Origin of the sequence: Streptomyces flavochromogenes, from assembly GCF_000717595.1 — a bacterium.
GTDB lineage: Bacteria > Actinomycetota > Actinomycetes > Streptomycetales > Streptomycetaceae > Streptomyces > Streptomyces flavochromogenes.
Genome location: NZ_JNZO01000022.1, coordinates 25,198 through 50,947 on the forward strand (window position 1 = coordinate 25,198; position 25,750 = coordinate 50,947).

The 25,750-nt window shown below is 72.2% G+C and carries 24 protein-coding genes; 16 read left to right on the plus strand and 8 right to left on the minus strand.

Going from position 1 to position 25,750, the window contains the following annotated elements:
• Positions 1 to 56: 56 nt before the first annotated feature.
• Together IF00_RS0125950 and IF00_RS0125955 are read left to right on the plus strand one after the other, a co-directional pair.
• Positions 57 to 3,257, plus strand: a complete 3,201-nt coding sequence (locus tag IF00_RS0125950) for an FG-GAP-like repeat-containing protein (RefSeq protein WP_030321975.1) — start codon at positions 57 to 59, stop codon at positions 3,255 to 3,257.
• Positions 3,258 to 3,653: 396 nt separating this feature from the next.
• Complete coding sequence (locus IF00_RS0125955) at positions 3,654 to 4,931, plus strand: lysine 2,3-aminomutase (protein ID WP_030321977.1); 1,278 nt, start codon at positions 3,654 to 3,656, stop codon at positions 4,929 to 4,931.
• A gap of 24 nt (positions 4,932 to 4,955) precedes the next feature.
• Here IF00_RS0125955 and IF00_RS0125960 read toward each other — a convergent pair whose 3' ends face one another.
• Entirely contained in the window at positions 4,956 to 5,684 is a 729-nt protein-coding gene (locus IF00_RS0125960) for a transporter substrate-binding domain-containing protein (RefSeq protein ID WP_030321979.1), read from the minus strand.
• 11 nt (positions 5,685 to 5,695) lie between these two features.
• A complete protein-coding gene (locus tag IF00_RS0125965; RefSeq protein ID WP_030321981.1) occupies positions 5,696 to 6,640 on the minus strand; it encodes an aldo/keto reductase in 945 nt (314 codons plus the stop codon).
• Positions 6,641 to 6,818: 178 nt separating this feature from the next.
• On the opposite strand from IF00_RS0125965, the gene IF00_RS0125970 reads away from it, so the two are divergent.
• Positions 6,819 to 8,360 carry an alpha/beta hydrolase gene (locus IF00_RS0125970; RefSeq protein WP_030321983.1) on the plus strand — a complete coding sequence of 514 codons (1,542 nt, stop codon included), beginning with the start codon at positions 6,819 to 6,821 and terminating at the stop codon, positions 8,358 to 8,360.
• Positions 8,361 to 8,425: 65 nt separating this feature from the next.
• On the opposite strand, the gene IF00_RS0125975 is transcribed toward IF00_RS0125970, so the two are convergent.
• Genes IF00_RS0125975 through IF00_RS0125985 form a run of 3 tightly spaced genes read right to left on the minus strand, consistent with a single transcriptional unit; the run spans position 8,426 to position 11,844 of the window.
• Positions 8,426 to 9,916 carry a PTS transporter subunit EIIC gene (locus IF00_RS0125975; RefSeq protein WP_030321985.1) on the minus strand — a complete coding sequence of 497 codons (1,491 nt, stop codon included), beginning with the start codon at positions 9,914 to 9,916 and terminating at the stop codon, positions 8,426 to 8,428.
• 48 nt (positions 9,917 to 9,964) lie between these two features.
• Positions 9,965 to 10,900, minus strand: a complete 936-nt coding sequence (murQ, locus tag IF00_RS0125980) for an N-acetylmuramic acid 6-phosphate etherase (protein WP_030321986.1) — start codon at positions 10,898 to 10,900, stop codon at positions 9,965 to 9,967.
• A 26-nt stretch (positions 10,901 to 10,926) separates the two neighbouring features.
• Positions 10,927 to 11,844 carry a MurR/RpiR family transcriptional regulator gene (locus tag IF00_RS0125985; RefSeq protein ID WP_030321987.1) on the minus strand — a complete coding sequence of 306 codons (918 nt, stop codon included), beginning with the start codon at positions 11,842 to 11,844 and terminating at the stop codon, positions 10,927 to 10,929.
• Between the two features lie 111 nt (positions 11,845 to 11,955).
• On the opposite strand from IF00_RS0125985, the gene IF00_RS0125990 reads away from it, so the two are divergent.
• Both IF00_RS0125990 and IF00_RS0125995 read left to right on the plus strand, forming a co-directional pair.
• Positions 11,956 to 12,312, plus strand: coding sequence for a hypothetical protein (locus tag IF00_RS0125990; RefSeq protein WP_030321988.1), 357 nt, complete (start codon positions 11,956 to 11,958; stop codon positions 12,310 to 12,312).
• Positions 12,313 to 12,325: 13 nt separating this feature from the next.
• On the plus strand, positions 12,326 to 12,595 hold the full coding sequence (locus tag IF00_RS0125995; RefSeq protein WP_030321989.1) for a DUF4031 domain-containing protein: 270 nt from the start codon (positions 12,326 to 12,328) through the stop codon (positions 12,593 to 12,595).
• A 68-nt stretch (positions 12,596 to 12,663) separates the two neighbouring features.
• Here the strand turns inward: IF00_RS0125995 and cpt are convergent, their stop codons facing one another.
• The 3 genes from cpt to IF00_RS0126010 all read right to left on the minus strand — a co-directional run bounded on the left by cpt (position 12,664) and on the right by IF00_RS0126010 (position 15,404).
• Complete coding sequence (cpt, locus tag IF00_RS0126000) at positions 12,664 to 13,185, minus strand: chloramphenicol phosphotransferase CPT (RefSeq protein WP_051820632.1); 522 nt, start codon at positions 13,183 to 13,185, stop codon at positions 12,664 to 12,666.
• Between the two features lie 107 nt (positions 13,186 to 13,292).
• A complete protein-coding gene (locus IF00_RS0126005) occupies positions 13,293 to 14,501 on the minus strand; it encodes a Cmx/CmrA family chloramphenicol efflux MFS transporter (protein ID WP_078944858.1) in 1,209 nt (402 codons plus the stop codon).
• Positions 14,502 to 14,711: 210 nt separating this feature from the next.
• Positions 14,712 to 15,404 carry an HD domain-containing protein gene (locus IF00_RS0126010; RefSeq protein ID WP_051820621.1) on the minus strand — a complete coding sequence of 231 codons (693 nt, stop codon included), beginning with the start codon at positions 15,402 to 15,404 and terminating at the stop codon, positions 14,712 to 14,714.
• A gap of 186 nt (positions 15,405 to 15,590) precedes the next feature.
• On the opposite strand from IF00_RS0126010, the gene IF00_RS0126015 reads away from it, so the two are divergent.
• The 11 genes from IF00_RS0126015 to IF00_RS0126065 all read left to right on the plus strand — a co-directional run bounded on the left by IF00_RS0126015 (position 15,591) and on the right by IF00_RS0126065 (position 25,722).
• Positions 15,591 to 17,027 (plus strand): MFS transporter, encoded by a 1,437-nt coding sequence (locus IF00_RS0126015; RefSeq protein WP_030321997.1) that lies wholly within the window; start codon positions 15,591 to 15,593, stop codon positions 17,025 to 17,027.
• A 78-nt stretch (positions 17,028 to 17,105) separates the two neighbouring features.
• A complete protein-coding gene (locus tag IF00_RS0126020; protein WP_051820622.1) occupies positions 17,106 to 18,311 on the plus strand; it encodes a trans-sulfuration enzyme family protein in 1,206 nt (401 codons plus the stop codon).
• A 64-nt stretch (positions 18,312 to 18,375) separates the two neighbouring features.
• Positions 18,376 to 18,915 carry a MaoC family dehydratase gene (locus IF00_RS0126025; RefSeq protein WP_030321999.1) on the plus strand — a complete coding sequence of 180 codons (540 nt, stop codon included), beginning with the start codon at positions 18,376 to 18,378 and terminating at the stop codon, positions 18,913 to 18,915.
• Positions 18,916 to 19,063: 148 nt separating this feature from the next.
• On the plus strand, positions 19,064 to 19,912 hold the full coding sequence (locus IF00_RS0126030; RefSeq protein WP_030322000.1) for a class I SAM-dependent methyltransferase: 849 nt from the start codon (positions 19,064 to 19,066) through the stop codon (positions 19,910 to 19,912).
• Entirely contained in the window at positions 19,909 to 20,952 is a 1,044-nt protein-coding gene (locus IF00_RS0126035; protein WP_030322001.1) for a class I SAM-dependent methyltransferase, read from the plus strand. The genes IF00_RS0126030 and IF00_RS0126035 overlap by 4 nt, the downstream gene beginning before the upstream one ends.
• Positions 20,953 to 20,977: 25 nt before the next feature.
• Positions 20,978 to 21,871, plus strand: a complete 894-nt coding sequence (locus IF00_RS0126040) for a diiron oxygenase (RefSeq protein ID WP_030322003.1) — start codon at positions 20,978 to 20,980, stop codon at positions 21,869 to 21,871.
• 35 nt (positions 21,872 to 21,906) lie between these two features.
• Positions 21,907 to 22,806: a class-II aminoacyl-tRNA synthetase family protein gene (locus IF00_RS0126045; RefSeq protein ID WP_030322004.1), complete on the plus strand. Its 900-nt coding sequence runs from the start codon at positions 21,907 to 21,909 to the stop codon at positions 22,804 to 22,806.
• 1 nt (position 22,807) lies between these two features.
• Positions 22,808 to 23,245: a holo-ACP synthase gene (gene acpS / locus IF00_RS0126050; RefSeq protein ID WP_051820623.1), complete on the plus strand. Its 438-nt coding sequence runs from the start codon at positions 22,808 to 22,810 to the stop codon at positions 23,243 to 23,245.
• A 19-nt stretch (positions 23,246 to 23,264) separates the two neighbouring features.
• Positions 23,265 to 23,516: a phosphopantetheine-binding protein gene (locus IF00_RS0126055; RefSeq protein WP_030322008.1), complete on the plus strand. Its 252-nt coding sequence runs from the start codon at positions 23,265 to 23,267 to the stop codon at positions 23,514 to 23,516.
• A complete protein-coding gene (metK, locus tag IF00_RS0126060; RefSeq protein ID WP_030322010.1) occupies positions 23,513 to 24,733 on the plus strand; it encodes a methionine adenosyltransferase in 1,221 nt (406 codons plus the stop codon). The genes IF00_RS0126055 and metK overlap by 4 nt, the downstream gene beginning before the upstream one ends.
• A gap of 5 nt (positions 24,734 to 24,738) precedes the next feature.
• Complete coding sequence (locus IF00_RS0126065) at positions 24,739 to 25,722, plus strand: carbohydrate kinase family protein (protein WP_030322014.1); 984 nt, start codon at positions 24,739 to 24,741, stop codon at positions 25,720 to 25,722.
• The last annotated feature ends 28 nt before the right edge of the window (positions 25,723 to 25,750 follow it).

A 25,750-nucleotide genomic window follows, 5' to 3' on the forward strand; every position in this document is an offset into this window, starting at 1 on the left:
CGGCGAGACCATGAGACCCCTTCCCCGCGCCGTATGCCCTGGGGAGGGACTTCTACGTGATCAGCCCGTTGGATCGACGGCCGCGCCGTCGTGCGCTCGGCCGCATCGCACTCACCGTCAGCCTCGCGGTGACGGCCGGTGTCGGCGCCACCGTGGGGGCGGTGGCCGACACGCCCGGCGCGACCGGCGACGCCGTCGTCGTCAGCCCGGGCGCACGCTACGTGCCCCGCGCCACCATCGTCCTGAACGCGGGGGAGACCGGCTTCCTGACCGCGCAGGAGGGCGACGACCGGCTGCGCTGGATCGACTACGCGACCGGTGACGCCACCGTCCTCGACCACCGTCTGCCGAAGCCGCTCTCCTACGACGTCGACGAGTTCCGCTTCACCGAGTACCCGGCGGACTTCGGGCACGGCTCCGACACCGTCGCCGTCCACTCGGAGAGCCCGTCCCCGCACGTGACGCTCCAGCAGCGGGCCGGCGGCGGCGCGACGACCACCGTCGCGATGCCGGAGGGGCAGACCTACGTCGGCACGTACGGCGACACCGTCATCACCCGGACCGGCACCGAGAACGCCGTCACGAGCCTGCACCTGCTCCACCCGGAGGCCGGCGGCGTCAGGGAGCAGAAGCTGGAGGGGCTGCCCGAGGGCTGGAACCTCTCGATCAGCGAGGGCGACGCGCGGTCGATCGCCATCCGGGGCATCAAGTGGGTGGACTCCACGATGAGCCAGGGATGGTGGGTCGTCGACCTGGCGAGCGGGAAGCTCAAGACGCTCTCCACCCACGGCGAGAGCGTCTCCTTCGACAAGGACACGGTCCTCCACGTCGGCGCCCCGTCCGGCAGCGAGGCCCAGGTGTACCGCCGGGACGACCCGGACGCCGCCCCGACCACCGTCGACCTGCGGGAGGTCGCCTCGTACGACGACGTCGTACGCAGGCTCGGCGACGCGCTGGTCACGGTGAGCCCGCCCAACCCGGGCAACAACGAGTACCGGGGAAACCGTCTCGCGCTGTACGTTCCGGACGGCAGGGACACCCCCCTGCTCGACGTCGCCTCCACCTCCCTCAGCCGTACGCCCGACGGCTCGCTCCTGGTGGCCGGTGCGGAGCAGCGCACCGACTACGGCGCCCTCGACTGGGGGTACTACCGCTTCACGGCGGCCGCCGACGGCACCGTGACGCGCAAGCGCCTCGCGGACATCGAGGACATGGAGGCCAAGCCCGCGGGCATCTCCCTCGGCAGCGGCATCCTGACCACGGGCGACGACTCGAAGCTGTACCAGCCGGGCGGCATCATCGGCGGATACCGGAGCACCTGGCTGAAGACCTCGGGGCGCCCCGACGAGCTGCGCTCGACCACCGACGGTTTCGTCACGGGCTGGGACGACGACTGCAGCCCCGCGTGGCGCGTCTCCTGCGTCTCCCTGTTCGCGAGCGGCGACGGTCACCACGGCCGCAAGGCGGGCACCGAGCAGGGTCTGACCATGCTCTACCCGAACGGCTCCGGCACCTGGGGCCCGCGGCTGACGACGGGGCTCAGCAGCCCGTGGCTCGTCGACCTGTCCGGCCGGTACGGGGTCGTGAACCAGGCCTCGGGCGGATCCCAGGCGATCGTCGAGTTCCGCGGCACCGACTCCGGAGCCGTACTGCAGAAGCGCGAGCCGGTGGCGTCGGCCCTCTGGGGCGACACGCTCTGGAGCGCCACGCAGGGCTCGAACACCGTCACCTCCAAGGTCCTTCCGGCGGGAACCGCGGGCGAGTCGTTCACGACGACCAACCGCTGCGAGCCCACCGACCTCCAGGCCGTGGGCCGCTGGGTGTACTGGAAGTGCCGGGACGAGTCGTGGGACGTCCGCGGCGGTGGCCTGTACGACCGGTCCACCAAGCGCTTCATGAGCATCGGTTCGGACGACGTGCTCCTCGGCGACGAGTACCTCGTCTCCCGCTCGGACAGTGCGGGTCTCACCCTGGTCGATCTGCACCATGGGATTCCCGCCAGTGGCAGGGCCGCCGACCTGCCGCAGCGCGTGGTGGCGACCTCCGCCCAGCTCGGCGCGAACACCACCCGCCGCGCCGGCTGGACCGTCGACCGCTTCGGCGGACACGTCGCCTACACCGGTGACGACCGTCGCGTGCGGATCGTCCCGTCCGGAGTCCCGGCCTCCCGGATCGCGGTCATCGACAAGGACGTGGCAGCGTCCGCCGACGTCGGCGCCGCTGCCTGGAAGCCCCGCTGGTGGCTGTCCAAGCCGGCCGCCTCCTGGTCTCTGGCCCTCAGGAACAAGGCGACCGGCAAGGTCGTGCGGACCGTGACCGGCGGCGAGGCGCGAGGCATCGTCGCGCCCGTCTGGGACGGCAAGGACGCGGCCGGGAGGTTCGTCGCGAACGGGGCCCACACCTGGACGCTGACGGTGAAGCCCGCCGACGGACAGGGCGCGGACCTCGCCCTCTCCGGTGCGGTCCACGTGACCGGTGCGGCCGCCGTGTGGCGCGACCTCGGCGGGGACGACGGGTTCGGTGATCTGCTGGTGATGGACACGGCCGGGCTCGTGTCGATGTACCGGGGTACGGGCACGGGCGCGCTGTCGGCGCGGATCGCCGGTACGGGGGCGAAGTTCGCGACGTCGTCGGTGTTCGTCCCGACGGGCGACCTGAACGCGGACCGGTGCGCGGACGTCTACGTCCGCGTCGGCGACCAGCTGCGCGCCTACCGTCCCGGGTGCGGGAAGACCCTGTCCGCCTCCTCGCCGTACACGCCGGTCGGCTCGGGCTGGGGTCAGTACGACATGCTGACGTCTCCGGGCGACGTGAACGGCGACGGGTACGCGGACCTGGTCGTGCGCCAGGCGTCGACCGGCGACATGTACTTCTACGCCGGCACGGCCGACCACCGGGTCGGGACCCGCGTGAAGATCGGCTCCGACTGGAAGCTCTACAAGAAGATCGTCGGCGCCGGCGACCTGAACGGCGACGGCCGCGGCGACCTCCTCGCCGTGGACGCGGCGGGCGTGCTCTGGCGGTACTACGGCACGGCGACCGGCGGCAGCACCGCGCGCGTGAAGGTCGGCGGCGGCTGGGGCGGCTACACGTCCATGGCCGGCGTCGGCGACCTCTCGGGCGACGGTCGCGCGGACCTCGTCGCCCGTGACGCCGCCGGCAAGCTGTGGCGGTACAGCGGCACCGGGACGGGCTCGTACGGCACCCGGGCGCTGATCGGTTCGGGCGGCTGGAACGGCTTCAAGGGTCTGTACTGACCCTCGCACCCCCTTCCCACCCCGAGGGCCCGGCCATCGAGGCCGGGCCCTCGGGCGTGTCGTGCCGTTCAGGCCGGGCTCGCGGCGATCGTGGGCGGAGGAAAGGCGCCAATCTGGCAGATGACCCGGGCTTACGCCAGGCCGAAAGCCCTCCGGTGCGAATCGGGTCGTACCGGTGTGGACCGGATGTTCGCGTCACGGGGGGCTGTCCGGTACGTGCCGCGCACGATTGGCCGGACTCCTCCGTTGCCCACACGTCGGGCCACCGCTAGCGCCATTGGCGGCCCGGACCCTCACTCCCCATCATCGTCCGGGGTGCGCCGCACCCGCCATCGGTGAGGCCTTCGGGGAGGCGACGACCGTGCAGACGACCGACGTCCCGGCGGTGGGGAACGGGTGACCGTCTTCACCGGTCACCGCCTCGCCCGGCTCATCGCCGACCGCACCGGGCAGCCCGCCCTCGCGCACGACGCCGACGTCGTCGGCCGTGTGCTGCCGTTCAGGGTCGGCTCCCACGCCGCCGACGAACTCATCGACTGGTCGCGCGCCCCCGGCGACCCCCTCTACCGGCTCCTCGTGCCCCACCGCGACCTGCTCGCCCCCGCGGACTTCGCCGCCGTCGAACAGACCCTGCGGGGCGGCGACCGGGGCCGATTGGGCCTCGTCGTCGACGGCCTGCGCGAACGGCTCGACCCGCACCCGGCCGGGCGGGACACCGAGGCCGTCCGGCACACCTACCCGGGCACCCTGCTCGTCCTCCCCGACCGGCGCCGCACCTGCCCCGCCCCCTGCGCGTCCTGCTCCCGCCGGCCGCCGAACACCGGAGACCCGGCGCTCGGGCCCGCACGGGGCGGGCCCGAGGCCATGACGGCCCGCCTGGCCAGGCACCCGGAGATCACCGACGTCGTCCTCGACGGCGAGGACCCGCTCGCCATGCGGGCGGCCGAGCTCGACGCGTACGTCTCACCGCTCCTGGCCACTCCCCAGGTGCGGACGATCCGCATCCGGACGAGGGCCGTGATCCACGCCCCCGAGCGCTTCCTCACCTCGACCGGGGGCGCCGCCGACGCCGATGACCTCCTCCGCGTCCTCGAACGGGTCGTCGCGGCGGGCCGCCGTCTCTCGCTGCTCGTCCACCTCACCCACCCCCGGGAGCTCGACCCGGCACCGACCCGCCGGGCCGTCGCCCGCATCCTCGCGACGGGAGCGGCGATACGCACCCAGGCCCCCGTCCTCCGGCACGTCAACGACGACGCCGCGGTCTGGGCGCGCATGTGGCGGGAACAGACCGCGCTCGGCCTCGTCCCGTACCGCATGCTCGTCGAGCGCGGTTCGGGTGCGCACCGCTGCTTCGGACTGCCGCTCGCCGAGGTCGTGGCCGTCCACGCGGAGGCGGTACGGCAGCGGGTCCGGGGGCTCGCGCCCGTCGTCGGGGGCCCGGTGATGTCCACGGAGCTGGGCGCGCTCGCCGTGGACGGTGTCGTCCGGCTCGGGCAGGGTCCGGCCTTCGTCCTCCGTGCGCTCAAGGCCCGCGATCCCGCTCTGGCCGGAGCCGTGGCGTACGCCCGCTTCGACCCGGCGGCGAGGTGGTGGGACGAGCTGACCCCGTACGGGCCCCGGGACCGGATCCTGATCCCGGGGGAGCCGTTGACGGCGGCGGACGTGGTGGGCTGAAGGGCCCACCACCTCCCGGGAACGTCAGGCCGCGGGCGGGGCGAGCAGCCCCGCGTCCTGCCCTGCGCGACGGAGCGAGTCCGCGACGAAGCCGTTCGCCTTCAGCTCCTCGACGGTGGAACGGAGGAAGGCCACGGTCTCGGGTGCGCGGCCGACCGTCGTGCCGACCGCCTGGCGGATCTCCATGAACCGGTCCTCGATCAGCCGGACTTCGGGGTGCTCCTGTACGTACGAGGTCATGGGCTGGCGGATGCCGGCGCCCACCTCCAGACCCTCCACCCGGAAGGTGTCGACGCCCTCCGCGCCGCGCACGACCGTCGCGTGCGCGAGAGAACGGGAGAGGAAGAGGTCGTACGCGGAGCCCTGCTTGACGCCGATCCGAACGCCGGGCGCGTCGACCTCCTCGACGGTGGTGAGGCCGGAGTCGAGGGGGACGGCGTACACGCCTTCGATGACGACGTACGGGGCGGTGAACGCGACCTCCGTCTCCCGCGCCGGATCCACGGCGAGGAAACAGAGGTCGGCCCGGCCGTCGGCCATCGCCTCGAAGGACTTCCGCGCCGCGTCGAAACAGAGCAGCTCGACGGGAAGCCCGAGCCGCGACCCGATCTCCCGCGCCAGATCGACGGTGATCCCGGTCGGCGCCTCGGGGGTGCCCTGCGCGAGCACCGGGTTCCCGAGGTTCACGGAGGCCCGGAGGGTGCCCGTGGGGGCGAGGTCGGCGGCGAGGGCGGGATTCGGCGTGTGCGTCATGGAAGGGGAGTCTAGGAAGCGTCGGCGGCGGGCTCGCGGTGCAGTCCGTCGAGGAGGGCCAGGTCTTCCTCGGTGAGCCGGATCGCGCCTGCGTCGATGTTGGCGGCGAGGTGGTCGGGGTCGCCGGTGCCGGGGATGGCGAGGAGGTGGGGGCCCTGGTGCAGGGTCCAGGCGATCCGGATCTGGGCGGGGCTCGCGCCGTGGGCCTCGGCGACGGCGAGGACCTCGGGGCTCTCGGGGGCGGTGGCTCCGCCCTGACGGCCCGCGGCGGCGATCGCGTAGAAGGGCACGAAGGCGATGCCCTGTTCGCCGCAGCGACGCACGAAGTCCTCGTACTCGGGGCGGACCCCGATCCCGTACATGTTCTGCACGCAGACGACGGGGGCGATGGCCTGCGCCTCGGCGAGCTGTTCGGGGGTGATGTTGGAGACGCCGAGATGGCGGACGAGTCCGGCCTCGCGGAGCTCGGCGAGGGCGCCGAAGCGCTCGGCGATCGAATCGGTGCCGACGATACGGAGGTTGACGACGTCGAGGTGGTCGCGGCCGAGCTGGCGCAGGTTCTCCTCGACCTGGCCGCGCAGGTCGGCGGGGGTGCGCGCGTGCGTGCCCCAGGCGCCGGAGGCGTCGCGGCAGGGGCCGACCTTGGTGGCGATGACCAGGTCGTCGGGGTAGGGCCCGCCGAGGGCGCTGCTGATCAGCTCGTTGGCGGAGCGGAGCGGGGAGAAGTAGAAGGCGGCGGTGTCGATGTGGTTCACGCCGAGGTCGACGGCCTTGCGCAGCACGGCGATCGCCTCGTCGCGGTCGCGGGGTGCGGCGTGCTCGACGAGTGCCTCACCGCGCTGGGGCAGTCGCATGGCCCCGAACCCGATGCGGTTGACGGTGAGGTCCCCGAGGGCCCAGGTACCGGCCGCGGAGGCGGGGGAGGAAGGGGCGGTGGGGGTGGGGGTGGTGGTCATGCGGGGGATGATCCCCCAGGGACGGGAGCACCGCCATCGGATAAAGCGTTCAAGGCGAGGTGTCCGACCGTGACAGCCCGGGACCCGAACGCCCCCCGTTCCTAAGGGGGTTGGCCCCACCCCTGACGCGCCAGCCCGCCGGATGGGGGCCGGGCGCCCCGTCCGCGAGGCTGTGCGCATGACAACGAACCGTGGCCGCAAGGCCCTCCTCCTCGCCCTCTCCGCCGCAACCGTCGCCGGGGCCGCCCTCGCCGGCGGCGGCACCGCCGTTGCCGCCGCCGGCAGGGCCGGAGCCACGACCGGGCTGACGTGGGGCGACTGCGCCCCGGCCGTTCGGCCGCTTCCCGGGCAGCAGTGCGCCACGCTCTCCGTACCCCTCGACTACGCCGATCCCGACGGGGAGCGGATCCCGCTCGCCGTCTCCCGGCTGCCCAGCACGCGGCCGGAGGCGCGGCGCGGGACGCTCATGGTGATCCCCGGCGGGCCCGGAAGTTCCGGAGTGCAGCGGCTGGGGCAGAAGGGGGCCGCCCTGGCGAAGGAGATGGACGGGGCCTACGACCTGGTGGCGTTCGACCCGCGCGGGATCGGCGGCTCGGCCAAGGCGCGGTGCGGGCTCGACGAGGGCGACCGGTGGATGATGACGCTGCGGTCGTGGCCCGGTGCGGGCGGCGGCATCGACGAGAACGTCGCCCGGTCGAAGCGGATCGCCGAGGCCTGTGCCCGGAACGGCGGCGCCATGCTGCGCGGGCTGACCACCGCCAACCAGGTCCGGGACCTGGAGCAGCTGAGGAAGGCGCTCGGTGAGCGGAAGCTGTCGGCGTGGGGCGTGTCGTACGGGACGTACGTGGCGGCCGCGTACGCGGAGAGGTACCCGCACCGGACGGACCGCTGGGTCCTCGACAGCAGCAACGACCCCGACCCGAAGAGGGTCGCCCGGGGCTGGCTGGAGGGCATGGCGCAGGGCGCCGAGGACCGGTTCCCCGACTTCGCGGACTGGGCCGCGCACCCGGACCGGGCGGACGAGGGATTGCGGCTCGCGGAGCGGCCCGGGGACGTCCGGGCCGTCGTCATGGATCTGGCGGGCCGACTCGACCGGGAGCCGCACGCCTCCGTGCTGCCGGGCGCGCCGGGCGAGCCCGCGCGCCCGGGCCCCCCGCTCACGGGCTCGATGCTGCTCCAGTCGCTCCAGCTCGCGCTCTACTCCGACGGCTTCTTCCCGTCCTTAGCGCAGCTGGTGACGGAGGCGCTCGATCCGCAGGGCGAGCCGGTGCTGCCGCGTGAGCTGGCGGGCGCCATGCCGGACGACGCCGCGGCCATCACCGTGGGCGTGATCTGCAACGACGTGAACTGGCCCGCGTCCGTACCGGCGTACGAGCGGGCCGTGGCGAAGGACCGCGAGCGGTTCCCGCTGACCGCCGGGATGCCGGCGAACATCACGCCCTGCGCCTTCTGGAAGGGCGGCGCCGTGGAGAAGCCCGTCCGCATCACCGACCGCGGGCCGTCCAACATCCTGATGATCCAGAACCTGCGGGATCCCGCCACCCCGTACTCCAAGGGGATGGGGATGCGGCGCGCCCTCGGCGACCGCGCCCGGCTCGTCTCCGTCGACCACGGCGGGCACGGCGTCTATCTGGGGAACGGCAACGCCTGTGGGGATCAGGCCGTGACCCGCTTCCTCACCGGGGGCGTCCGGCCGGACGGGGACGTCCTCTGCCGGTAGGCATCCTCCGTACACGTGCGGGAGCCCGGCCGGAACCTTCCGGCCGGGCTCCCTTTCTCCTTCGCTCAGACCTTCGCCGGCTCCGGCTCCCGTTCCGGCGTCGGGCCGCCCGTCGCCACCGTCACCTCGGCCGGTGCCGCCTCCGTGTCCACGTCGAACTCCTCCAGGAGTTCCTTGCTGAAGCCCCAGAAGTACGTCGCCACGAAGCCGGCCAGGTAGCCGACGAGCAGGCCGCCCGCGTAGATCGCGATCGTCTCGCCCAGCCCCTTGTCGCCGTCGAGGAGGGGGAAGAGGGCCCAGCCCGAGGGGCCGATCGCCGTCGAGCCGACCGTGTCGCCCAGCATGCTGAAGAGGCCGATGAAGCCGCCGCCGAAGGCGCCGCCCACGCAGGCCGTGATGAACGGGCGGCCCAGGGGGAGCGAGACGCCGTAGATGAGGGGCTCGCCGACGCCCAGGAAGCCGGCCGGTAGCGCCGACTTGATGGTGCGGCGGATCGAGCCGTTGCGCGGGAGCTTCAGGTAGACGGCCATCGCCGCGCCGACCTGGCCCGCGCCCGCCATCGCCAGGATGGGGAGGAGGACCGTGTAGCCCTGCTGCTCGATGAGCGTGGTGTGGATCGGGATGAGGGCCTGGTGCAGGCCCAGCATGACGAGGGGCAGGAAGAGGCCGCCGAGGAGGAAGCCGGCTCCGGCGCCCGCGTTCGCGAGGAGCCAGTCGGCGAACGTGCCGATGGCGGTGGAGATCTCACCGGCCACGAACATCAGGCCGAAGATCGTGACCAGGCCCGAGACCAGGACCGTCAGGGTCGGGGTGACCAGGACGTCGAGGGACTCCGGCACCCAGCGGCGGCACCACTTCTCCACGTACACCGCGAGGATCGCCGCGCCGAGCGCGCCGAGGACACCGCCCTGGCCGGGGGAGAGCGTCTGGCCGAAGGCGTCGATCTTGGCGACGCCGGGGAAGACGATGATCGCCGCGACCGCGCCGCCGAGGATCGCGGTACCGCCGAACTCCTTCGCCGTGTTGTAGCCGACGAACACCGCGATGAGGGCCATGAAGCCGCTCGCCATCGCCGCGAGCGCCGGGGTGACGCCGGGCAGCCAGCCGAGGTTGATCAGCAGGCCGTTGAGGCCGGCGATGATGCCGCAGCCGATGAGCGCGGGGATCAGCGGGACGAAGATGTTCGCGATCCGGCGGAGGAAGAGCTTGAAGGGGGTGGCGTTCCTCTCCTTCTGCGCCGCCTTCAGGGCCGCGCCCTGCGCGGCGAGGTCCTCCGCCGAGTGCGTGGGCTGCGGGGCCGCCGCCACCAGTGCCTCGATCTCCGGGGTCACGCGGGCGACGGTGCCCGGGCCGAGGACGATCTGGTACGTGTCGTCCTCCACCACACCCATCACGGCGGGCAGTGCCTTGAGGGCCTCGTCCTGGACGAGCGAGCGGTCGCGCAGGCCCAGCCGGAGGCGGGTCATGCAGTGGGCCACGGAGCCGATGTTCTCGGCGCCGCCGACGAGGGGGAGGATCGCGGCGGCGATGGCGCGGTTCTTGTCGTCTGTGCTCATGGTGCGGTGGTGCCTTGCTGTGAGGGGTGCCTCTGGGGGGTGAGGGGGTTACGGAGTGGGGCCGGTCGCGTGCAGCGCCGCACGCAGGTGGCCCTGGGAGACCTTCAGCCGCTCGGCGGCCGTGGGGGCGTCGATGTCGGCGAGGATCATGAGGATCGCGTTCTTCACCTCGCCGTCGGCGGCGGCGAGGGCGGTCTCGATCTGCTCGTCCGGTGCGCCGGTGGCCAGGGCGACGATCCGCCGCGAGCGGGCCTGGAGCTTCTCGTTGGAGGCGCGGACGTCGACCATCAGGTTTCCGTACGTCTTGCCGAGCCGGATCATCGTGATGGTCGAGATCATGTTGAGGACGAGCTTCTGGGCGGTGCCCGCCTTGAGCCGGGTCGAGCCGGTGAGCAGCTCCGGGCCGGGGACGACCTCGATGCCGTGCTCGGCGGCGGCGGCGAGCGCGCTGTCCTCGTTGCAGGAGAGGCCGATGGTGAGCGCGCCCCGTGCGCGGGCGTGCTCGACGGCACCGATGGCGTACGGGGTACGGCCGGAGGCGGAGATGCCGACGACGGTGTCGTCCGCGGTGACGCCGAGCGAGGTGAGGTCCTCGGCGGCCAGTTCCCTGGAGTCCTCGGCGCCTTCGACGGCCTTGACCATGGCGGAGGGGCCGCCCGCGATGAGGCCGACGACCTCGCTCGGGTCGGTGTTGAAGGTGGGCGGGCACTCGCTGGCGTCGAGGACGCCGAGGCGGCCCGCGGTGCCGGCGCCCATGTAGATGAGGCGGCCGCCGCGGGCCATGCGCTCGGCGGTGGCGTCGATGGCGGCGGCGATGGCGGGGAGCTGCCGGGCGACGGCGGTGGGGACGGTGGCGTCCTCGCCGTTCATGAGCGCCGCGATCTCGGCGGTGGGGAGCTGGTCGATCTCGGCCAGTTCCGGACGGAACGCTTCGGTGGTGAGGGTGGCCAGCTGGGCGCGGAGTTCGGAGTACGTAGCAGACACGTGCGGCTCTTTCGGTGCTGTGGTCGTCAGCGGGTGCGGGGTGAGTGGCGGTGGGCCAGGGCTTCGTACGAGGCGGCGAGGGCAGGGGCCGCCGTCTCGTACGTACGCTGTGTGACACAGGTGAACAGGCAGTCCACGACCAGGAGTTGGCTGGTCCGGGACGACATGGCCGCGGGGCGCAGTTCGCTCTCGCGGGCGGTGGAGGTGGTGAGGACGTGGTCGGCGTACTGCGTGACCGGCCCGTCCGGGCGGCCGGTGATCGCGACCGTCGTCGCCCCGTGGTCGAAGGCGACCCGGAGCGGTTCTATGACGTCGCCGGTCGAGCCGGAGTGGGTGATGGCGATGGCGACGTCGCCGGAGCGGAGCTGCACGGCGTTGGTGACGGCGAGGTGCGGGTCGCTGTGGGCGTGCGCGATGAGGCCGATGCGGAGGAGTTTCTGGCCGAGGTCCTGGGCGACGAGGCCGGACGCGCCGATGCCGTAGATGTCGATGCGGCGTGCGGTGGCCAGGGCGGCGACGGCCGCGCCGAGCTGGACGGTGTCGAGTCCGGCGGCGGTGTCGGCGAGGGTCTGCTGCTCGTCGTAGGCGAGCTTGGCGACGACGTCGGCGATCGGGTCGTCGACGGCGATGTCGGCGGTGACGGCGGGTGCGCGGCCGGACTGCTGCTGGGCGGCGAGCCCGGCGAGGGCGAGCCGGAGGTCGCGATAGCCGGGGTAGCCGAGGAGGCGGGCGGTGCGGACGACGGTCGCCTCGCTGGTGCCGGTGAGCTCGGCGAGGCCGGTGACCGTGAGCGCGGCGCAGCCGGCGGGGTCTCCGGCGACGGCTTCGGCGACCCGCTGCATCGAGCGGGTCATGGACGGCGCGAGGGTCCGTACCTTGGCCGCGAGCGCGGCGGGGGCGGGGGGCGCGTCGCCCGTGAAACTTTCCTTCACTTCATTGGTCACATCTGAAAGATACTTTCGGAGGGGTGGTGCGACAAGACCCCGTCGGTCCCGGATCGGGGCGGGGCCTTCGGCCCTTCGCGAGGTGCGCTCGCCACGGGTGACAATGGGTGCATGGACGACATCGACCCCGTGGAGCAGGCGCTGCACGCCGCCCGCGCCCTGGTACTGGCCGACCTGGTGGCCCGCGAGGTCGCCGCTGCCGAGGTGGTGTCGATGGTGGAGGACGCGGTGACCCACCGGCGCTGGTGGGTCGAGCAGTGGCCCGAGGGCCTGACGTTCGTCGCCGGTCTCGTCGCACAGGACGTCCAGGACGCCCTGCTCGAACGGTACGGCCGCTGGCCCCTCTGCCCGGTCTGCTCCACCGGTGACCCGCACGCCCTGGACGTGGAGCCCGAGCTGGGGCCGGACCCGCACTGGGTCTGCGGGAAGCAGGGTGTCGTGGTCGCGCCGGTGGGCGGTCTGGAATGAGGAGCGCAGGCCGGTGACCCTCTACATCGACCCGCCCACCTGGCCGGGGCACGGCCGCATGTGGTCGCACCTGGTCAGCGACGTCTCCTTCGAGGAACTGCACACCTTCGCCGCCTCGATCGGCGCCCCGGCCCGGGCCTTCGAGCGGGACCACTACGACATACCCTCCGACCGGTACGCGGACGCCGTGGCCGGCGGTGCGGTCGAGGTCGGATCGAAGGAACTGCTGCGGCGCCTCACGGCGGCCGGACTCCGTCGGCCGAAGAGCCGACCGGCGCCCTGAGGGCCCGCAGGTGCGGGATCCGACGTCGGCGTGAGGCGTACGGGCCGGACGGCGGGCGGGGCCGCGGGTCAGGCGACGTGGGACGCGATGGCGCGGGCGCAGGCCAGCGATTCGGTGTGGGTGGTGTCGACCTCCACGTCGTAGTCGACGCCCTGGTGCACGATGTCCGCCTGCTTCGCGGCCATTCCGGCGACCCGGTCCCCGCGTGCGATCTCGCGGCCCTCGGCGACCGCGCTGTCGCACCGGACGCCGACCCAGAGCACGTCGAGGTCGCCGACGAAGGTCCGCCAGCGGTCCTGGGCGGCCGCTCCGCTCAGGAAGACGTCGTCGATGATGACGCGGGCGCCGGCGCGGGCCATGGTGACGACACCCCGGGCCCAGGCGCCTTCGAGGGCGCGGAAGTCGGCGCCGATGTTCACTCCGCCGTCGGCGTCGAACTCGATGCCGTCGTCGGAGCTCTGCATCCTGAGGGGCATCGCGTCGATGAGCGAGTCGACTCCGAACGCGAGCCAGGGGTCGGGGAGTACGGCCTGGAGGCATCGCACGATGCCGGACTTCCCCGCGCTGGAACCGCCGTTGAGGATGATCATCTGTGTGGTCACCGCGCCACCGTACGGCGGTGACGGCGCCGTACGAAGGGGATTTCCGCCGCCGCCCCGACGGGGTGGTGTCGGCGGGACGGGATCGCGGGACGGGGTCAGCGGGACAGGGACGACACGGCCTTCTCGGTCTGCGGGGTGCCGGAGGCCACCACACGGGACGGGGACCTGTGGAGCTTCAGGGCCACCGCGGCCGTCGCCAGGCCGACGACGGTCATCGCCGCGCCCGCCCAGGCCGTCGAGGCGAAGCCGAGGCCCGCGTCGATGACCGTGCCGCCGAGCCAGGGGCCGCCCGTGTTGCCGAGGTTGAAGGCGGCGGTGGTGGTGGCGCCCGCGAGGGTGGGGGCCGCTCCCGCGACGTTGAACATGCGGGCGTTGAGCGCCGGGGCCGTGAAGAAGGCGGAGACGCCGAGGAGGAAGGTCAGGGCGATGGTGGCGACCGGGCTGGACGCGAAGACGGCCAGGGCGACCAGGAAGAGCGTGGAGGCGGCGATGCCGGTCAGCATCACGCCGAACAGGTGGGCGTCGGCGACCCGGCCGCCGATCGTCGTACCGATCACCGCGCCGATGCCGAAGAGCCCGAGGACGCCCGAGACCCAGCCCTTGTCGAGGCCGGACACGTCGGTGAGCAGCGGGGCCAGGTAGGAGAAGGCGCAGAAGACGCCACCCGCCGCGAGGGCGGTGACGACGATCGACAGGAGGACCTGGCGGTCGCGGTAGATGGCGACCTCGCTCGTGAGGCGGGGCTTCGTCTCGGGGAGGGGGATGCGGGGGATGCGGGTCACCACGCCGACGAGGGCGATCGCGGACGCGAGGCCGACCGCCCAGAAAGCGGAGCGCCAGCCGAGGTGCTCGCCGAGGAACGCGCCGGCCGGGACGCCGAGGACGTTGGCGATGGAGAGGCCGCCGATCATGACGGCCATGGCGCGGGCGCGTGAGCCGACCGGGACCATCGCGATGGCCACCGCCGCGCCGACCGCCCAGAATCCGGCGCAGGCGAGGGCGCTGATGACGCGGGAGGCGAAGAGGACCGCGTAATTGGGTGCGAGGGCGCCGGCTATCTGGCCGAGGCCGAAGACGGTGATGAGGGCGATGAGGGTGGTCTTGCGGGGGAGCCGCAGGGTGGCGACGGCGAGCAGCGGCGCGCCGACGACCATGCCGATCGCGAAGGCGGAGATGAGCAGCCCGGCATGGGGGATGGAGACGTTCATGTCCTCCGCGATGGCCGGCAGCAGTCCGGAGAGCATGAACTCGCTCGTGCCGAGCGCGAAGACGGACAGGCCGAGGATGTAGACGGCCAGTGGCATGCGGGTGGCGGATCCGGTGCTCGCCGCGGGGGGCTCGGGGGCCGGTGCGGCGGGCTCGGGAGCGGGTGTCGTGGGCTCGGCGGAGGAAGACGGCATGACATGGGTCAACCTGGGGTTTGTGCCTGTCATTCCCGGGTCGCCGGGGGTCTCGGTATGCGGACGGATGCCGCCCGGCGGCGCTGTGACGCCCGGTGACGGCATGATTCCGCGTTACGGTGCGGCCTCGGCACACGCGGTTCCGGGCGTGTCCGTCAGTTCGGCGAGTTCGCGTTCCAGGTTCTCCCGCGCCCTCTCCTCCCAGACCGCCGCCCCGTAGGGCGTACGGAAGAGGCGGGGGAGTCCGAGGAGCTGGCGGAGGATCGCGGCGCGGCCTTCTCGGAAGGCGCCGTCGGGGACGAAGCCGTACTCCTCGCGGACCGCGGCCACATACCCCCCGTACGTATCGGGGTCGGTCGCCAGGATGGCGAGGTCCGCGTCGCAGAGCGTCTCGCCGTTCAGGTCGCCGGGGGCGGGGTCGTGCGTGATCGTCAGGCGGACCAGGCGGGCGACCTCCGCGACCTCGTGCGGGGTGAGTCCGGCCTCGGTGAGCGCCTTCTCGGCGAGGACCGCCGAGCGTTCCTCGTTCTCGGAGCGGTCGGGGCGGTAGACCGCGTCGTGGAACCAGGCCGCGAGCCGCACGAGCTCCAACTCCCCGCCCTCACCGCCCTGGTCGGCGAGTTCGTCGATGCGGGTGAGGACCGCCCGGAGGTGGTCGACCGTGTGGTAGCGGCGCTGCGGCTCGGCCCAGCGGGCCAGCAGGTTGCGGCCGTACGGGGCGGGGTCGGGGCCCTCGCGGCCGGCGCGGGCGGCGTGCAGGGTGGAGTTCCAGCGCTGGAGCAGCTCGGGGTGTTCCTCGGCGGTCATGGAGGCATTCTGCCCGGCGCGCGGGCCGGAAGGCGCGCTTCCCCCGTGTCCTCGGAAGGGCTTTCCTCTCACTCTTACATACCCCCCATGGGTATGCTACGGTGCTCCGCACAGGTACCCCCTAGGGGTATGCCCCGAGTTCCGGTCGGACCGCTCGGGGACCGCAGCGAGTGAAGGGTCAGGGCAATGTCAACCGTCAATCCCCGGCGCTGGTGGGCACTTGTCGTGCTCGCCGCCGCACAGTTCATGGTCATCATGGACACGTCGATCATCGGGGTCGCGCTCCCCGAGATGCAGAAGGACCTGGGCTTCTCGCAGAGCGAGCTCCAGTGGATCTTCAACGCCTACGTGATCGTCTTCGGCGGCCTCCTGCTCCTCGGCGGACGCCTCTCCGACCTCGTCGGAGCCCGCAAGATCTTTGTCGCCGGCTGGGCGGTCATGATCGCCGGATCGGTGCTGGCCGCCGCCGCGCAGACCGCCTGGGTCGAGATCGCGGGCCGCGCCGTCCAGGGTGTCGGCGGTGCGCTCATCGCGCCCTCCGCCATGACCCTGCTGATGATCCTCTTCATGCACGACCCGAAGGAGCTCGGCAAGGCGATGGCCCTCTACGGTGCCGCCGCCCCGGCCGGCGGCACCGCGGGCGTCTTCCTCGGCGGTGTCTTCACCGAGTGGATGAGCTGGCAGTGGGTCTTCATCATCTACATCCCGATCGGCCTCGCGACCCTCGCCGCCACCAGGCTCCTCCCGAACGTCGAGTCCCGCCGCGGCTCCGTCGACATCCTCGGCGCCGTCGCCGTCACCGCCGGTCTCGCGCTCGCCGTCTTCGCCGTGGTCCGCGCCCCCGAGGTCGGCTGGGGCTCCACCGGCACGATCCTCCAGCTGGCCGGCGCCGCCGCCCTCCTGGTCCTCTTCTTCGTGATCCAGAAGAGCATCAGCGAGCCGCTCATGCCGCTCAGCGTCTGGCGCGTCCCGCGCCTCGGCTCGGCCAACCTGGCCATGACGCTGCTCGGCGCCGCCTGGATCCCGATGTGGTACTTCCTCAACCTGTACCTCCAGCAGGTCCTGGGCTTCGGCGCCTTCGAGTCCGGTGCCGCCCTGCTCCCGATGACCGTGCTCCTCATGATCTTCATGACGGCCATCACGGCCCGGCTCATGATGAAGGTCGGTGCCAAGCCGCTGATCGCCGGCGGTCTGCTGGTCCTCGCCGCCGGTCTGGTCTGGCTCGCCGCCGTCCCGCCCACCGGCTCCTTCCTCGTCGACGTCCTCCCGGCCTCGCTGGTCGCCGCGCTCGGCATGTCCCTCGCCTACATCCCGACGATGATGACCGCCATGTCCGGCGCCCCGCAGGAGCAGGCCGGTCTCGCCTCCGGCATCGTCAACACCACCTACAACGTGGGCTCCGCGCTCGGTCTCGCCGCGCTGACCGCCGTCGCCATGTCCCAGGGCGCCGACCAGCTCGGCAACCTGCCGAAGCTGACGGACGGCTTCTCGTCCGCCTTCATCGGCGCCGCGATCATCGCCGCCGTCGGCGGTGTGATCACCCTCCTCGTCATGAAGAGCGACAAGGCGGTCGCGGCCGAGGCCGCCGCCCCCGCGCCGCAGGGCGAGAAGGTCTCCGCCTGATCCCCGCCCCGAAGGGGCCGCCCGATGTCCGCCGCCGGACGTCGGGCGGCCCCTTTTCCGTACCAGGGAAGGAACGCCATGGAAATGAACACCCGCGCCGTCCACGTCGTCGACGAGCCGCTCCCGCCCGGCAGCCGGCCGCTCTCCGTGCCCCTCGTGCAGTCCTCCGCCTTCGCCTTCGAGTCCGCGGCCGAGCTCGCCGAGGCCATGGCCGGACCCGACGGGGCGTACGTCTACAGCCGCCGCGGCAACCCGACCGTACGGGCCCTCGAACAGACCCTCGCCGGCCTCGAGGGCGGCGCCGGGGCCATCGCCTTCGCCTCCGGGATGGGCGCCGTCAGCGGGGTCCTTCTCGCTCTCCTGCGGCCCGGCGACCGGGTGGTGGCCCAGCGCTGCCTGTACGGCGGGACCCATGCCGTCCTCGCCGACCTGGCCGAGCGGTACGGGATCGAGGTCTTACGGATATCCGGCGACGACCCGGCCGAGTTCGAGGCCGCCGCCGTGCACCCCGCGACCCGGCTGCTCGTCCTGGAGACCATCGCCAACCCCACCGGGCAGGTCCCCGACCTGCCGGGGCTGCTCGCCGCCGCCCGCGCCCTCGGGGTCGTCGGCCTCGTCGACAACTCCCTCGCCTCGCCCGTCCTGTGCCGCCCCCTGGAGCACGGCGCCGACATCGTCGTCCACTCCACCACCAAGTACCTCTCCGGGCACTCGGACGTCCTCGGCGGCGCCGCCGTCTTCGCCGACGACGCGCTGCGCCGCCGGATCTGGCCGCGCACGGTCGAACTCGGCGCATGCGCCGACCCGTTCGCCGCCTGGCTGACCCTGCGCGGGATACCCACCCTGCCGCTGCGGATGCGCGAGCACTGCGCCAACGCCGCCGTACTCGCCGAGCGGTTCGCCGACCACCCCGGCGTCTCGGCCGTCCACTACCCGTGGCTCGCCGGCCATCCCTCGTACGAGCGCGCCCGCGAGGTGCTCGACGGCGGCGGCGGGCTGCTGTCGTTCGAGCTCGCGGGGGGCCGGGAGGCCGGCCGTGCCTTCATCGAGGGCGTACGGGTGGCCCGGCTCGCTCTCTCCCTCGGCGGGGTGGAGACCCTCGTGACCCACCCGGCGTCCACGTCCCACCGGGAGCTCGACGGGGCCGCCCTGGAGGCCGCCGGGATAGCCCCGGGGCTCGTACGGATGTCTGTCGGCATCGAGGACGTCGAAGACCTGTGGGCCGACGCCGAACAGGCCCTCGGACGGCACCCCTTGCGCGCTTCTTTTGGGTTGACAAAATAAATGACTGATTCGTAGATTGGTGGGTGCCAGGGAAAGACCACTCCTAGGTCAAGGGGGGCGCACGATGCGCTACTTCGAGGACTTCCGGCCCGGCGACGTCCACGAGCTGGGCGCCGTCACCGTCACGGCGGAGGAGGTGCTGGAGTTCGGCAGGCGCTTCGATCCGCAGCCCTTCCACACGGACCCCGAGCGCGCGGAGCAGTCGCAGTTCCGCGGCCTGATCGCGAGCGGATTCCACACCCAGGCGATGTTCATGCGCCGCTACGTCGACGGACTGCTCGCCTACAGCGCCTGCATGGGCTCGCCCGGCATCGACGAGGTCCGCTACCTGCGGCCCGTCCGCCCGGGCGACGTCCTCACCGCGCGCGTCGAGATCCTCGGCTCCACCCCGTCGCCGTTCAATCCCGCCACCGGCACCGTCAAACCGCGGTGCACCCTGGTGGCCTCCGACGGGACGGCCGTGTTCAGCATGATCCTGCACAGCATCTTCCGCCGGCGCCCCGCCGACTCCGAGGCCGACCATCTGTCGTCGATGCCCGCGGCCGAGGACCCCGTCGCCTGTGCGCGACCGGCCAAGACCTGTGTCCCGGTCATGAGTGCCTGACGAACCGTCCTTCGTCAGGCCCCTGAACACGGCCGTCCGTACATCCGGACCCGTCCGTGCACCCGGACCCGTCCGTACATCCGGACCCGTCCGTGCACCCGGACCGTCCGAAGCCCCGTACATCCACCGAAGTGAAGGGGGACCTCCTGTGGAGGCCGTATCCCGCACCGCCCAGTGGACCGCCGCCGCGCGCGCCCTGGAGACCGAGCGCGAGGACCGGCTGTTCGCCGATCCCTACGCGCGCACCGTCGCCGACCAGATCGGCTTCGAGCTGCTCGAGCGCTACGCCGGCGGCGGCACCGTGCCGTTCCTCGCCATCCGCACCACCTACCTCGACCGGGCCATCGTCCGGGCAGTGGAGGAGCGGGGCATACGCCAGGTCGTCTTCCTCGCCGCCGGCATGGACACCCGTTTCTTCCGGCTGCCCTGGCCCGACGGCGTCACCGTCTACGAGCTCGACCGCCCGGCCCTCCTTGAGGCCAAGGCCGAGATGCTGGCGAAGGAGCCGAAGCCGGCCGGCCGCGACCGGATCACCGTCCCCGTCGACCTCACCCAGGACTGGACCGGCCCCCTCAAGGAGGCGGGCTGGAAGAGCGAGGAGCCCGTCCTGTGGGTGGTGGAGGGGCTGCTGTTCTTCCTGCCGGAGCAGGCCGTACGGACCCTCATCTCGACGCTCTCCGCGCACGCCGCCCCCGGCTCCGTGCTGCTCGGCGACGTCATCTCCCAGGCCGCCCTGGAGAACCCGCTCGCCCGCGGGTTCATGAAGGCCCTGGACGAGGACGGCAACCCGTGGCTCTTCGGCACCGAGGAGCCCGAGGCGCTGCTCGCCGACTGCGGCTGGGCCGTACGCGAGGTCAGGCAGCCCGGTGAGGACGGCGCCGACTTCGGACGCTGGCCCTACCCCGTACCGGCCCGCTCGGTCCCGCGGGTGCCCCGCTCCTTCCTGTTCACCTGCGACCTGCCGGGCACGAACGGCCACGAGGAGGCGGCCGCGTGAGCGCCCACGACTTCCACCAGAGGGTCATCACCGACGCCGGAGCGGCCGTCCGCGGGCTGACCGTCTCCCTCGGACAGCGCCTCGGCCTCTACCGGGCGCTGGCCGAGCGGGGCCCGCTCACCGCCGCCGCGCTCGCGGAGGCGACCGGCACGAACGAGCGGTACATCGAGGAGTGGCTGCACGCCCAGCTCTCCGCCGGGTACGTCGAGCGGCACCCCAGCTCCCTCACGTACACGCTTCCCGCCGACCACGTCGAGGTGCTCGCGGACCCGAAGGCCGTCACGTACGCCGCCGGGTTCTTCACCGCCCTCAAGGCGCTGTACGCCACCGAGGACCTGCTCGTGGAGGCGTACCGCACCGGTGACGGTGTCGGCTGGGCCGAGCACGACGCGGCCCTCGACACCGGCATGGGCTCCTTCTTCCAGCCGACGTACGAGCACAAGCTCGTCGCCGACTGGCTGCCCGCCCTCCACCAGGTCACCGACAAGCTCGCCGCCGGCGGCACCGTCGCCGACGTGGGCTGCGGCGTCGGCCACACCACGCTGCTCATCGCGAAGGCCTTCCCGAACGCGACCGTGTACGGCTTCGACTACTCGGAGGAGGCCATCTCGATCGCCCGGGAGCTCGCCGACGAGGCCGGTCTCTCCGAGCGGGTCGTCTTCGAGGTCGCGTCGGCCGACGACTACCCGGGCTCCGGCTACGACCTGGTCTGCTTCTTCAACGCCCTGCACGACATGGGCGACCCGGTCGCCGCCGCCCAGCACGTCCACAAGTCCCTGGACGCGGACGGCACGTGGATGCTCGTCGAGTCGAACGTCTCCCCGCAGGACATCGACGTGCAGACCCCCGCCGCCCGCATGTTCATGGCCCTGTCCGCCGTCATGTGCCTGCCCGTCGCGGTCGCCCAGCGCGGCCCGCACGCGCTCGGCAACCACTCCGGTGAGAAGGCCTTCCGGGCCATCGCGGAGGAGGCCGGCTTCACCCGCTGGCGGCGCGCCACCGAGACCCCGGTGAACGCGGTCTACGAAGTCCGGCCCTGAGCCCCCGAAGCCTGGAGGAACCACCATGGGCGCCATCGCCCCCCTGCCCGTCACCGACCGGTTCATGGAGGTCCTGGAACGGCTCAGCGAGCGCTCCGTCGAGGACTACTACAACCCGTACCAGACCTTCCAGTGGCCCGAGACGCTGGAGGAGAACCGCTTCTGGATGACCCCGGAGCTGCTCACCGTCTACGGCACCCGGCACTACGACGCCCTCGATGAGGAAACGCTTCAGCGCCTGTCGAAGTGGGAGTCCATCAACTTCTACAGCCTCAACGTGCACGGCATCCGCGAACTCCTCATCGAGGTCGTCGGCCGCATCCACATGCCCGGCTTCGAAGTGCCGTCGGACTTCTTCCACCACTTCATCGGTGAGGAGAACGAACACATGTGGTTCTTCTCCGAGTTCTGCCGACGCTACGGCCACAAGATCTACGGATCCACCGCCATGCGCGCCGACGCCGCCTGGGAGCCCGAGGTCGAGAACTTCCTCGTCTTCACCCGCATCCTCTTCTTCGAGGAGCTCGTCGACCACTACAACTCCCGGATGGCGAAGGACGCTTCGCTCTGCCACACCATCCGCGAGGTCAACCGCATCCACCACCAGGACGAGTCCCGCCACATCGCCTTCGGGCGCGAGCTGGTCTCCCTCCTGTACGGCCGGATGTGCCAGGCGGTGAGTGCCGAGCGGGTCCGCGAGGTGGAGGCGTACCTCAAGCGGTACGTCGTCTACAGCGTCAACTCCCTCTACAACCCCCACGTGTACCGCGACGCAGGCATCCCCGACCCGCTGGCCCTGCGCAACGCGCTGGTCGCCGACGAGAGCCGCCGCCCCCACGAACGCAAGGCGATCCGCAAGCCGCTCGCCTTCTTCCTGAAGACCGGGATCTTCTCCGACGACACCCTGCCCGTCGTCTGAGGCCCGAGACCTCCCACCCGAGAGGTGAAGAGATCATGACCGTGACGACCCCCGCGCAAGCCGGGGAGACCGTGGGCTCGACGAGGGGCCTTCCCTCGCTCGGACCGGAGGGGACCCGCCTGCTGCGGCTCCTCGACGACACCTTCGAGAGCTGGGGTGTGACCGCGGGCGCCCGCCCGATGACCATGCCGCCGCTCCTGCCGGCCGCCGACCTGGCGAAGCTGGACTACTACGACAACTTCCCGCACCAGGCCGTCCTCGCCGCCCCGCTCGACCTGGAGGGACGTCTCACCACCCCCTTCGACGGCGAGCACGGGCAGTGGCCCGCCGCCGCCCTCGAACCGGCCGGCCTCGGACTGCCCTCGGCGTCCTGCTACGCCGTCTACCTCGACCACCAGGGCACCCGGGTCGCCGACGACACCCTCGTCACGATCTGCTCCTGGTGCTTCCGCAAGGAGACCCACTACGAGGGCATGCGGCGCCAGCTCGGCTTCCGCATGCGGGAGATCGTCGCCATCGGCGCGCGCGAGCACGCCGAGACGCACCTCGCCGACTTCACCACCCGCATCCGGTCCTTCGCCGCGGCGCTCGACCTGCCGCTGCGCAGGGAGGCCGCCTGCGACCCCTTCTTCGACAAGGGCGGCTCGAAGGCGCTCCTGCAGCGGCTCACCCCGGTGAAGTACGAGTTCCTGTACGAGGACCTGGCGATCGCCTCGGTCAACACGCACCGGAACTTCTTCGGCGACCGCTGCGACATCACCCTGGAATCGACCGGCGGACCGGCCTTCACCAGCTGTGTCGCCTTCGGTCTCGAACGCTGGTTGTCCGCGCTGACCCGCCGCCACGGCGGCTGGCATGCGGCGACCGAGGCGGTGCTCGACGCGAACGCCCGCATGCGGGCCGGTGCGAGTGGCGCGGCCGGGCCGGTGATCTGACGTGCCGGCCCGTCCCGCCGCCCCGCCGGCGGGCGGCCTGGGGTGGGCGAACCTCGGCATGGACATCGTGTCCGTCAACCGTGTCCGCAGGCTCCTCGCCCAGTACGGGGAGCGGTTCTTCGAGCGGATGCTCACCCCCGGCGAGCTCGCCGACTGCCGTACCTCCTCCGGGCTCGACGTACTGAGCCTGTGCGGGCGGATCGCGGCGAAGGAAGCGGCTTTCAAGACCTTACGGGTCAGGGGCAGGTTCCTGCCCTGGCCGGACATCGTGGTGCGGCGTTCCGAGGGCGGCTGGCCGCTCGTGGAACTGCACCGGGCGGCCGCCGAGATGGCCGCGGAGTCCGGCATCACCGAGATCACCGTGTCCATCAGCCACGACGTGGACTACGCGGTGGCGGTGGCCGCACCGATCATCGCGCCCGCCACACCCATCCATTAGCAGCTAAAGGAGAGCAACCATGGCCGACGGCCTGCAGACGGTGAAGAACTGGATCCTCGAGCGCCACCCCGAGCGCGACGACATCGCGTCCGACCTGGACCTGATCGAGAACCGGCTCATCGACTCGCTGTCCTTCGTCGAGTTCGTCTTCCTGTTGGAGCAGGAGAGCGGCACCGCGATCCAGATGGAGACCCTCGAGGTCGAGTCCATCCGCACCCTCGGTGCCATCGAGCAGCACTTCTTCAAGACCCCGGTGGAGGCCCAGGCATGAGCCGCCGCCTCTTCACCTCGGAGTCGGTGACCGAGGGACACCCCGACAAGATCGCCGACCGGATCAGCGACACCGTTCTCGACGCGCTGCTCGCCGAGGACCCGTCCTCGCGGGTCGCGGTGGAGACCCTGATCACCACGGGTCTCGTCCACATCGCCGGCGAGGTGACCACCTCGGCGTACGCGCCGATAGCGAAGCTGGTGCGCGAGGCCGTCCTCGACATCGGCTACGACTCCTCCGCGAAGGGCTTCGACGGCGCCTCCTGCGGCGTCTCGGTGTCCATCGGCGCCCAGTCGCCGGACATCGCGCAGGGCGTGGACACGGCGTACGAGTCCCGGGTGGAGGGCGCGGGCGACGAGCTCGACGCACAGGGCGCCGGCGACCAGGGCCTGATGTTCGGCTACGCCTGCGACGACACGGCCGAGCTGATGCCGCTGCCGATCGCGCTCGCCCACCGGCTCTCCCGCCGCCTCACCGAGGTCCGCAAGAACGGCACCGTGCCGTATCTGCGCCCGGACGGGAAGACCCAGGTCACCATCGAGTACGACGGGGACCGCCCGGTCCGCCTCGACACGGTGGTCGTCTCCTCGCAGCACGCGGCGGACATCTCCGTCGAGGGCCTGCTCACCCCGGACGTGCGCGAGTACGTCGTCGAGCACGTCCTCAAGGAGCTCGTCGAGGAGGGCGTCAGCCTGGAGTCCGACGGCTACCGGCTCCTGGTCAACCCGACCGGGCGCTTCGAGGTCGGCGGCCCGATGGGCGACGCGGGACTCACCGGCCGGAAGATCATCATCGACACGTACGGCGGGATGGCCCGGCACGGCGGCGGCGCGTTCTCCGGCAAGGACCCGTCGAAGGTCGACCGTTCGGCGGCGTACGCGATGCGCTGGGTCGCGAAGAACGTCGTCGCGGCCGGCCTCGCCCGCCGCTGCGAGGTGCAGGTGGCGTACGCCATCGGCAAGGCCGAGCCGGTCGGTCTCTTCGTGGAGACCTTCGGCACGGGCACCCTGCCGGACGAGCGGATCCAGGAGGCCGTCAGCGCGGTCTTCGACCTGCGGCCGGCGGCGATCATCCGCGACCTGGACCTCAAGCGGCCGATCTACGCGAAGACGGCGGCGTACGGCCACTTCGGCCGTGAGCTCCCCGAGTTCACCTGGGAGCGCACGGACCGCGTGGAGGCCCTGAAGAAGGCCGCTCATCCGGGACAGGAGGGCTGAGGGCCATGCGTATCGCTGTCACGGGATCCATCGCGACCGACCATCTGATGACCTTCCCCGGCTGGTTCGGCGAGCAGCTGCTCGCCGACCGGCTGGACCGGGTCTCCCTGTCGTTCCTCGCCGACAACCTGGAGGTCAGGCGTGGCGGAGTGGCAGCGAACATCGCCTTCGGACTCGGTGTCCTCGGCCTCCGTCCCGCCCTCGTGGGCGCGGTCGGCGCCGACTTCGAGCCGTACCGGGTCTGGCTGAAGGACCACGGTGTGGACACCGACTCGGTGCGCGTCAGCGAGTCGCTCCACACCGCCCGGTTCGTCTGTACGACCGACCGCGCCCAGAACCAGATCGCCACCTTCTACGCGGGGGCGATGGCCGAGGCACGCGAGATCGACCTGAGGTCGGTCGTGGCGCGCACCGGCAGGCTGGAACTGGTCCTGGTCTCCCCGGACGACCCCGAGGCGATGCTGCGGCACACCCGCACCTGCCGTGACCTGGGGATTCCCTTCGCCGCCGATCCGTCGCAGCAGCTGGCGCGGCTCGACGGCGAGCAGGTGCGGGAGCTGGTGGACGGGGCGCGGTTCCTGTTCACCAACGAGTACGAGACGGCGCTCCTCCTGGAGAAGGCCGGCTGGACCGAGGCGGAGGTGCTGGGCCGGGTCGGCACCTGGGTCACCACCCACGGCGAGGCGGGCGTCCGCATCCGGGGCGAGGGCCGCGAGCCGCTCGCCGTGCCGGCCGTGGAGGTCGCTGCGGTCGTCGACCCGACCGGGGTCGGGGACGCCTTCCGGTCCGGTTTCCTGGCCGGCCGGCTCTGGGGAGTCCCGGAGCGGTGCGCGGCGCAGCTGGGCTGCGCGGTGGCCGCGACCGTCCTCGACTACGTGGGGACGCAGGAGTACCGCCTGCACCGGGATTCGCTCCTGGACCGGATCAGGACGACGTACGGCGTCGGGTGCACCGCCACGCTCGTCACGCATCTGAGGGGGCTCACGTGACCGTCGTACGGAGGTCCCTTCGGGAGGA

Bases quoted from the DNA above. Each gene is read 5' to 3' on its own strand.
- IF00_RS0125960 (WP_030321979.1), bottom strand. From the start codon at position 5,684: ATGACGCACACGCCGAATCCCGCCCTCGCCGCCGACCTCGCCCCCACG.
- IF00_RS0125965 (WP_030321981.1), bottom strand. From the start codon at position 6,640: ATGACCACCACCCCCACCCCCACCGCCCCTTCCTCCCCCGCCTCCGCG.
- IF00_RS0125970 (WP_030321983.1), top strand. From the start codon at position 6,819: ATGACAACGAACCGTGGCCGCAAGGCCCTCCTCCTCGCCCTCTCCGCC.
- IF00_RS0125975 (WP_030321985.1), bottom strand. From the start codon at position 9,916: ATGAGCACAGACGACAAGAACCGCGCCATCGCCGCCGCGATCCTCCCC.
- IF00_RS0125990 (WP_030321988.1), top strand. From the start codon at position 11,956: ATGGACGACATCGACCCCGTGGAGCAGGCGCTGCACGCCGCCCGCGCC.
- cpt (WP_051820632.1), bottom strand. From the start codon at position 13,185: ATGATCATCCTCAACGGCGGTTCCAGCGCGGGGAAGTCCGGCATCGTG.
- IF00_RS0126005 (WP_078944858.1), bottom strand. From the start codon at position 14,501: ATGCCACTGGCCGTCTACATCCTCGGCCTGTCCGTCTTCGCGCTCGGC.
- IF00_RS0126010 (WP_051820621.1), bottom strand. From the start codon at position 15,404: ATGACCGCCGAGGAACACCCCGAGCTGCTCCAGCGCTGGAACTCCACC.
- IF00_RS0126015 (WP_030321997.1), top strand. From the start codon at position 15,591: ATGTCAACCGTCAATCCCCGGCGCTGGTGGGCACTTGTCGTGCTCGCC.
- IF00_RS0126020 (WP_051820622.1), top strand. From the start codon at position 17,106: ATGGAAATGAACACCCGCGCCGTCCACGTCGTCGACGAGCCGCTCCCG.
- IF00_RS0126025 (WP_030321999.1), top strand. From the start codon at position 18,376: ATGCGCTACTTCGAGGACTTCCGGCCCGGCGACGTCCACGAGCTGGGC.
- IF00_RS0126040 (WP_030322003.1), top strand. From the start codon at position 20,978: ATGGGCGCCATCGCCCCCCTGCCCGTCACCGACCGGTTCATGGAGGTC.
- IF00_RS0126045 (WP_030322004.1), top strand. From the start codon at position 21,907: ATGACCGTGACGACCCCCGCGCAAGCCGGGGAGACCGTGGGCTCGACG.
- IF00_RS0126055 (WP_030322008.1), top strand. From the start codon at position 23,265: ATGGCCGACGGCCTGCAGACGGTGAAGAACTGGATCCTCGAGCGCCAC.
- metK (WP_030322010.1), top strand. From the start codon at position 23,513: ATGAGCCGCCGCCTCTTCACCTCGGAGTCGGTGACCGAGGGACACCCC.
- IF00_RS0126065 (WP_030322014.1), top strand. From the start codon at position 24,739: ATGCGTATCGCTGTCACGGGATCCATCGCGACCGACCATCTGATGACC.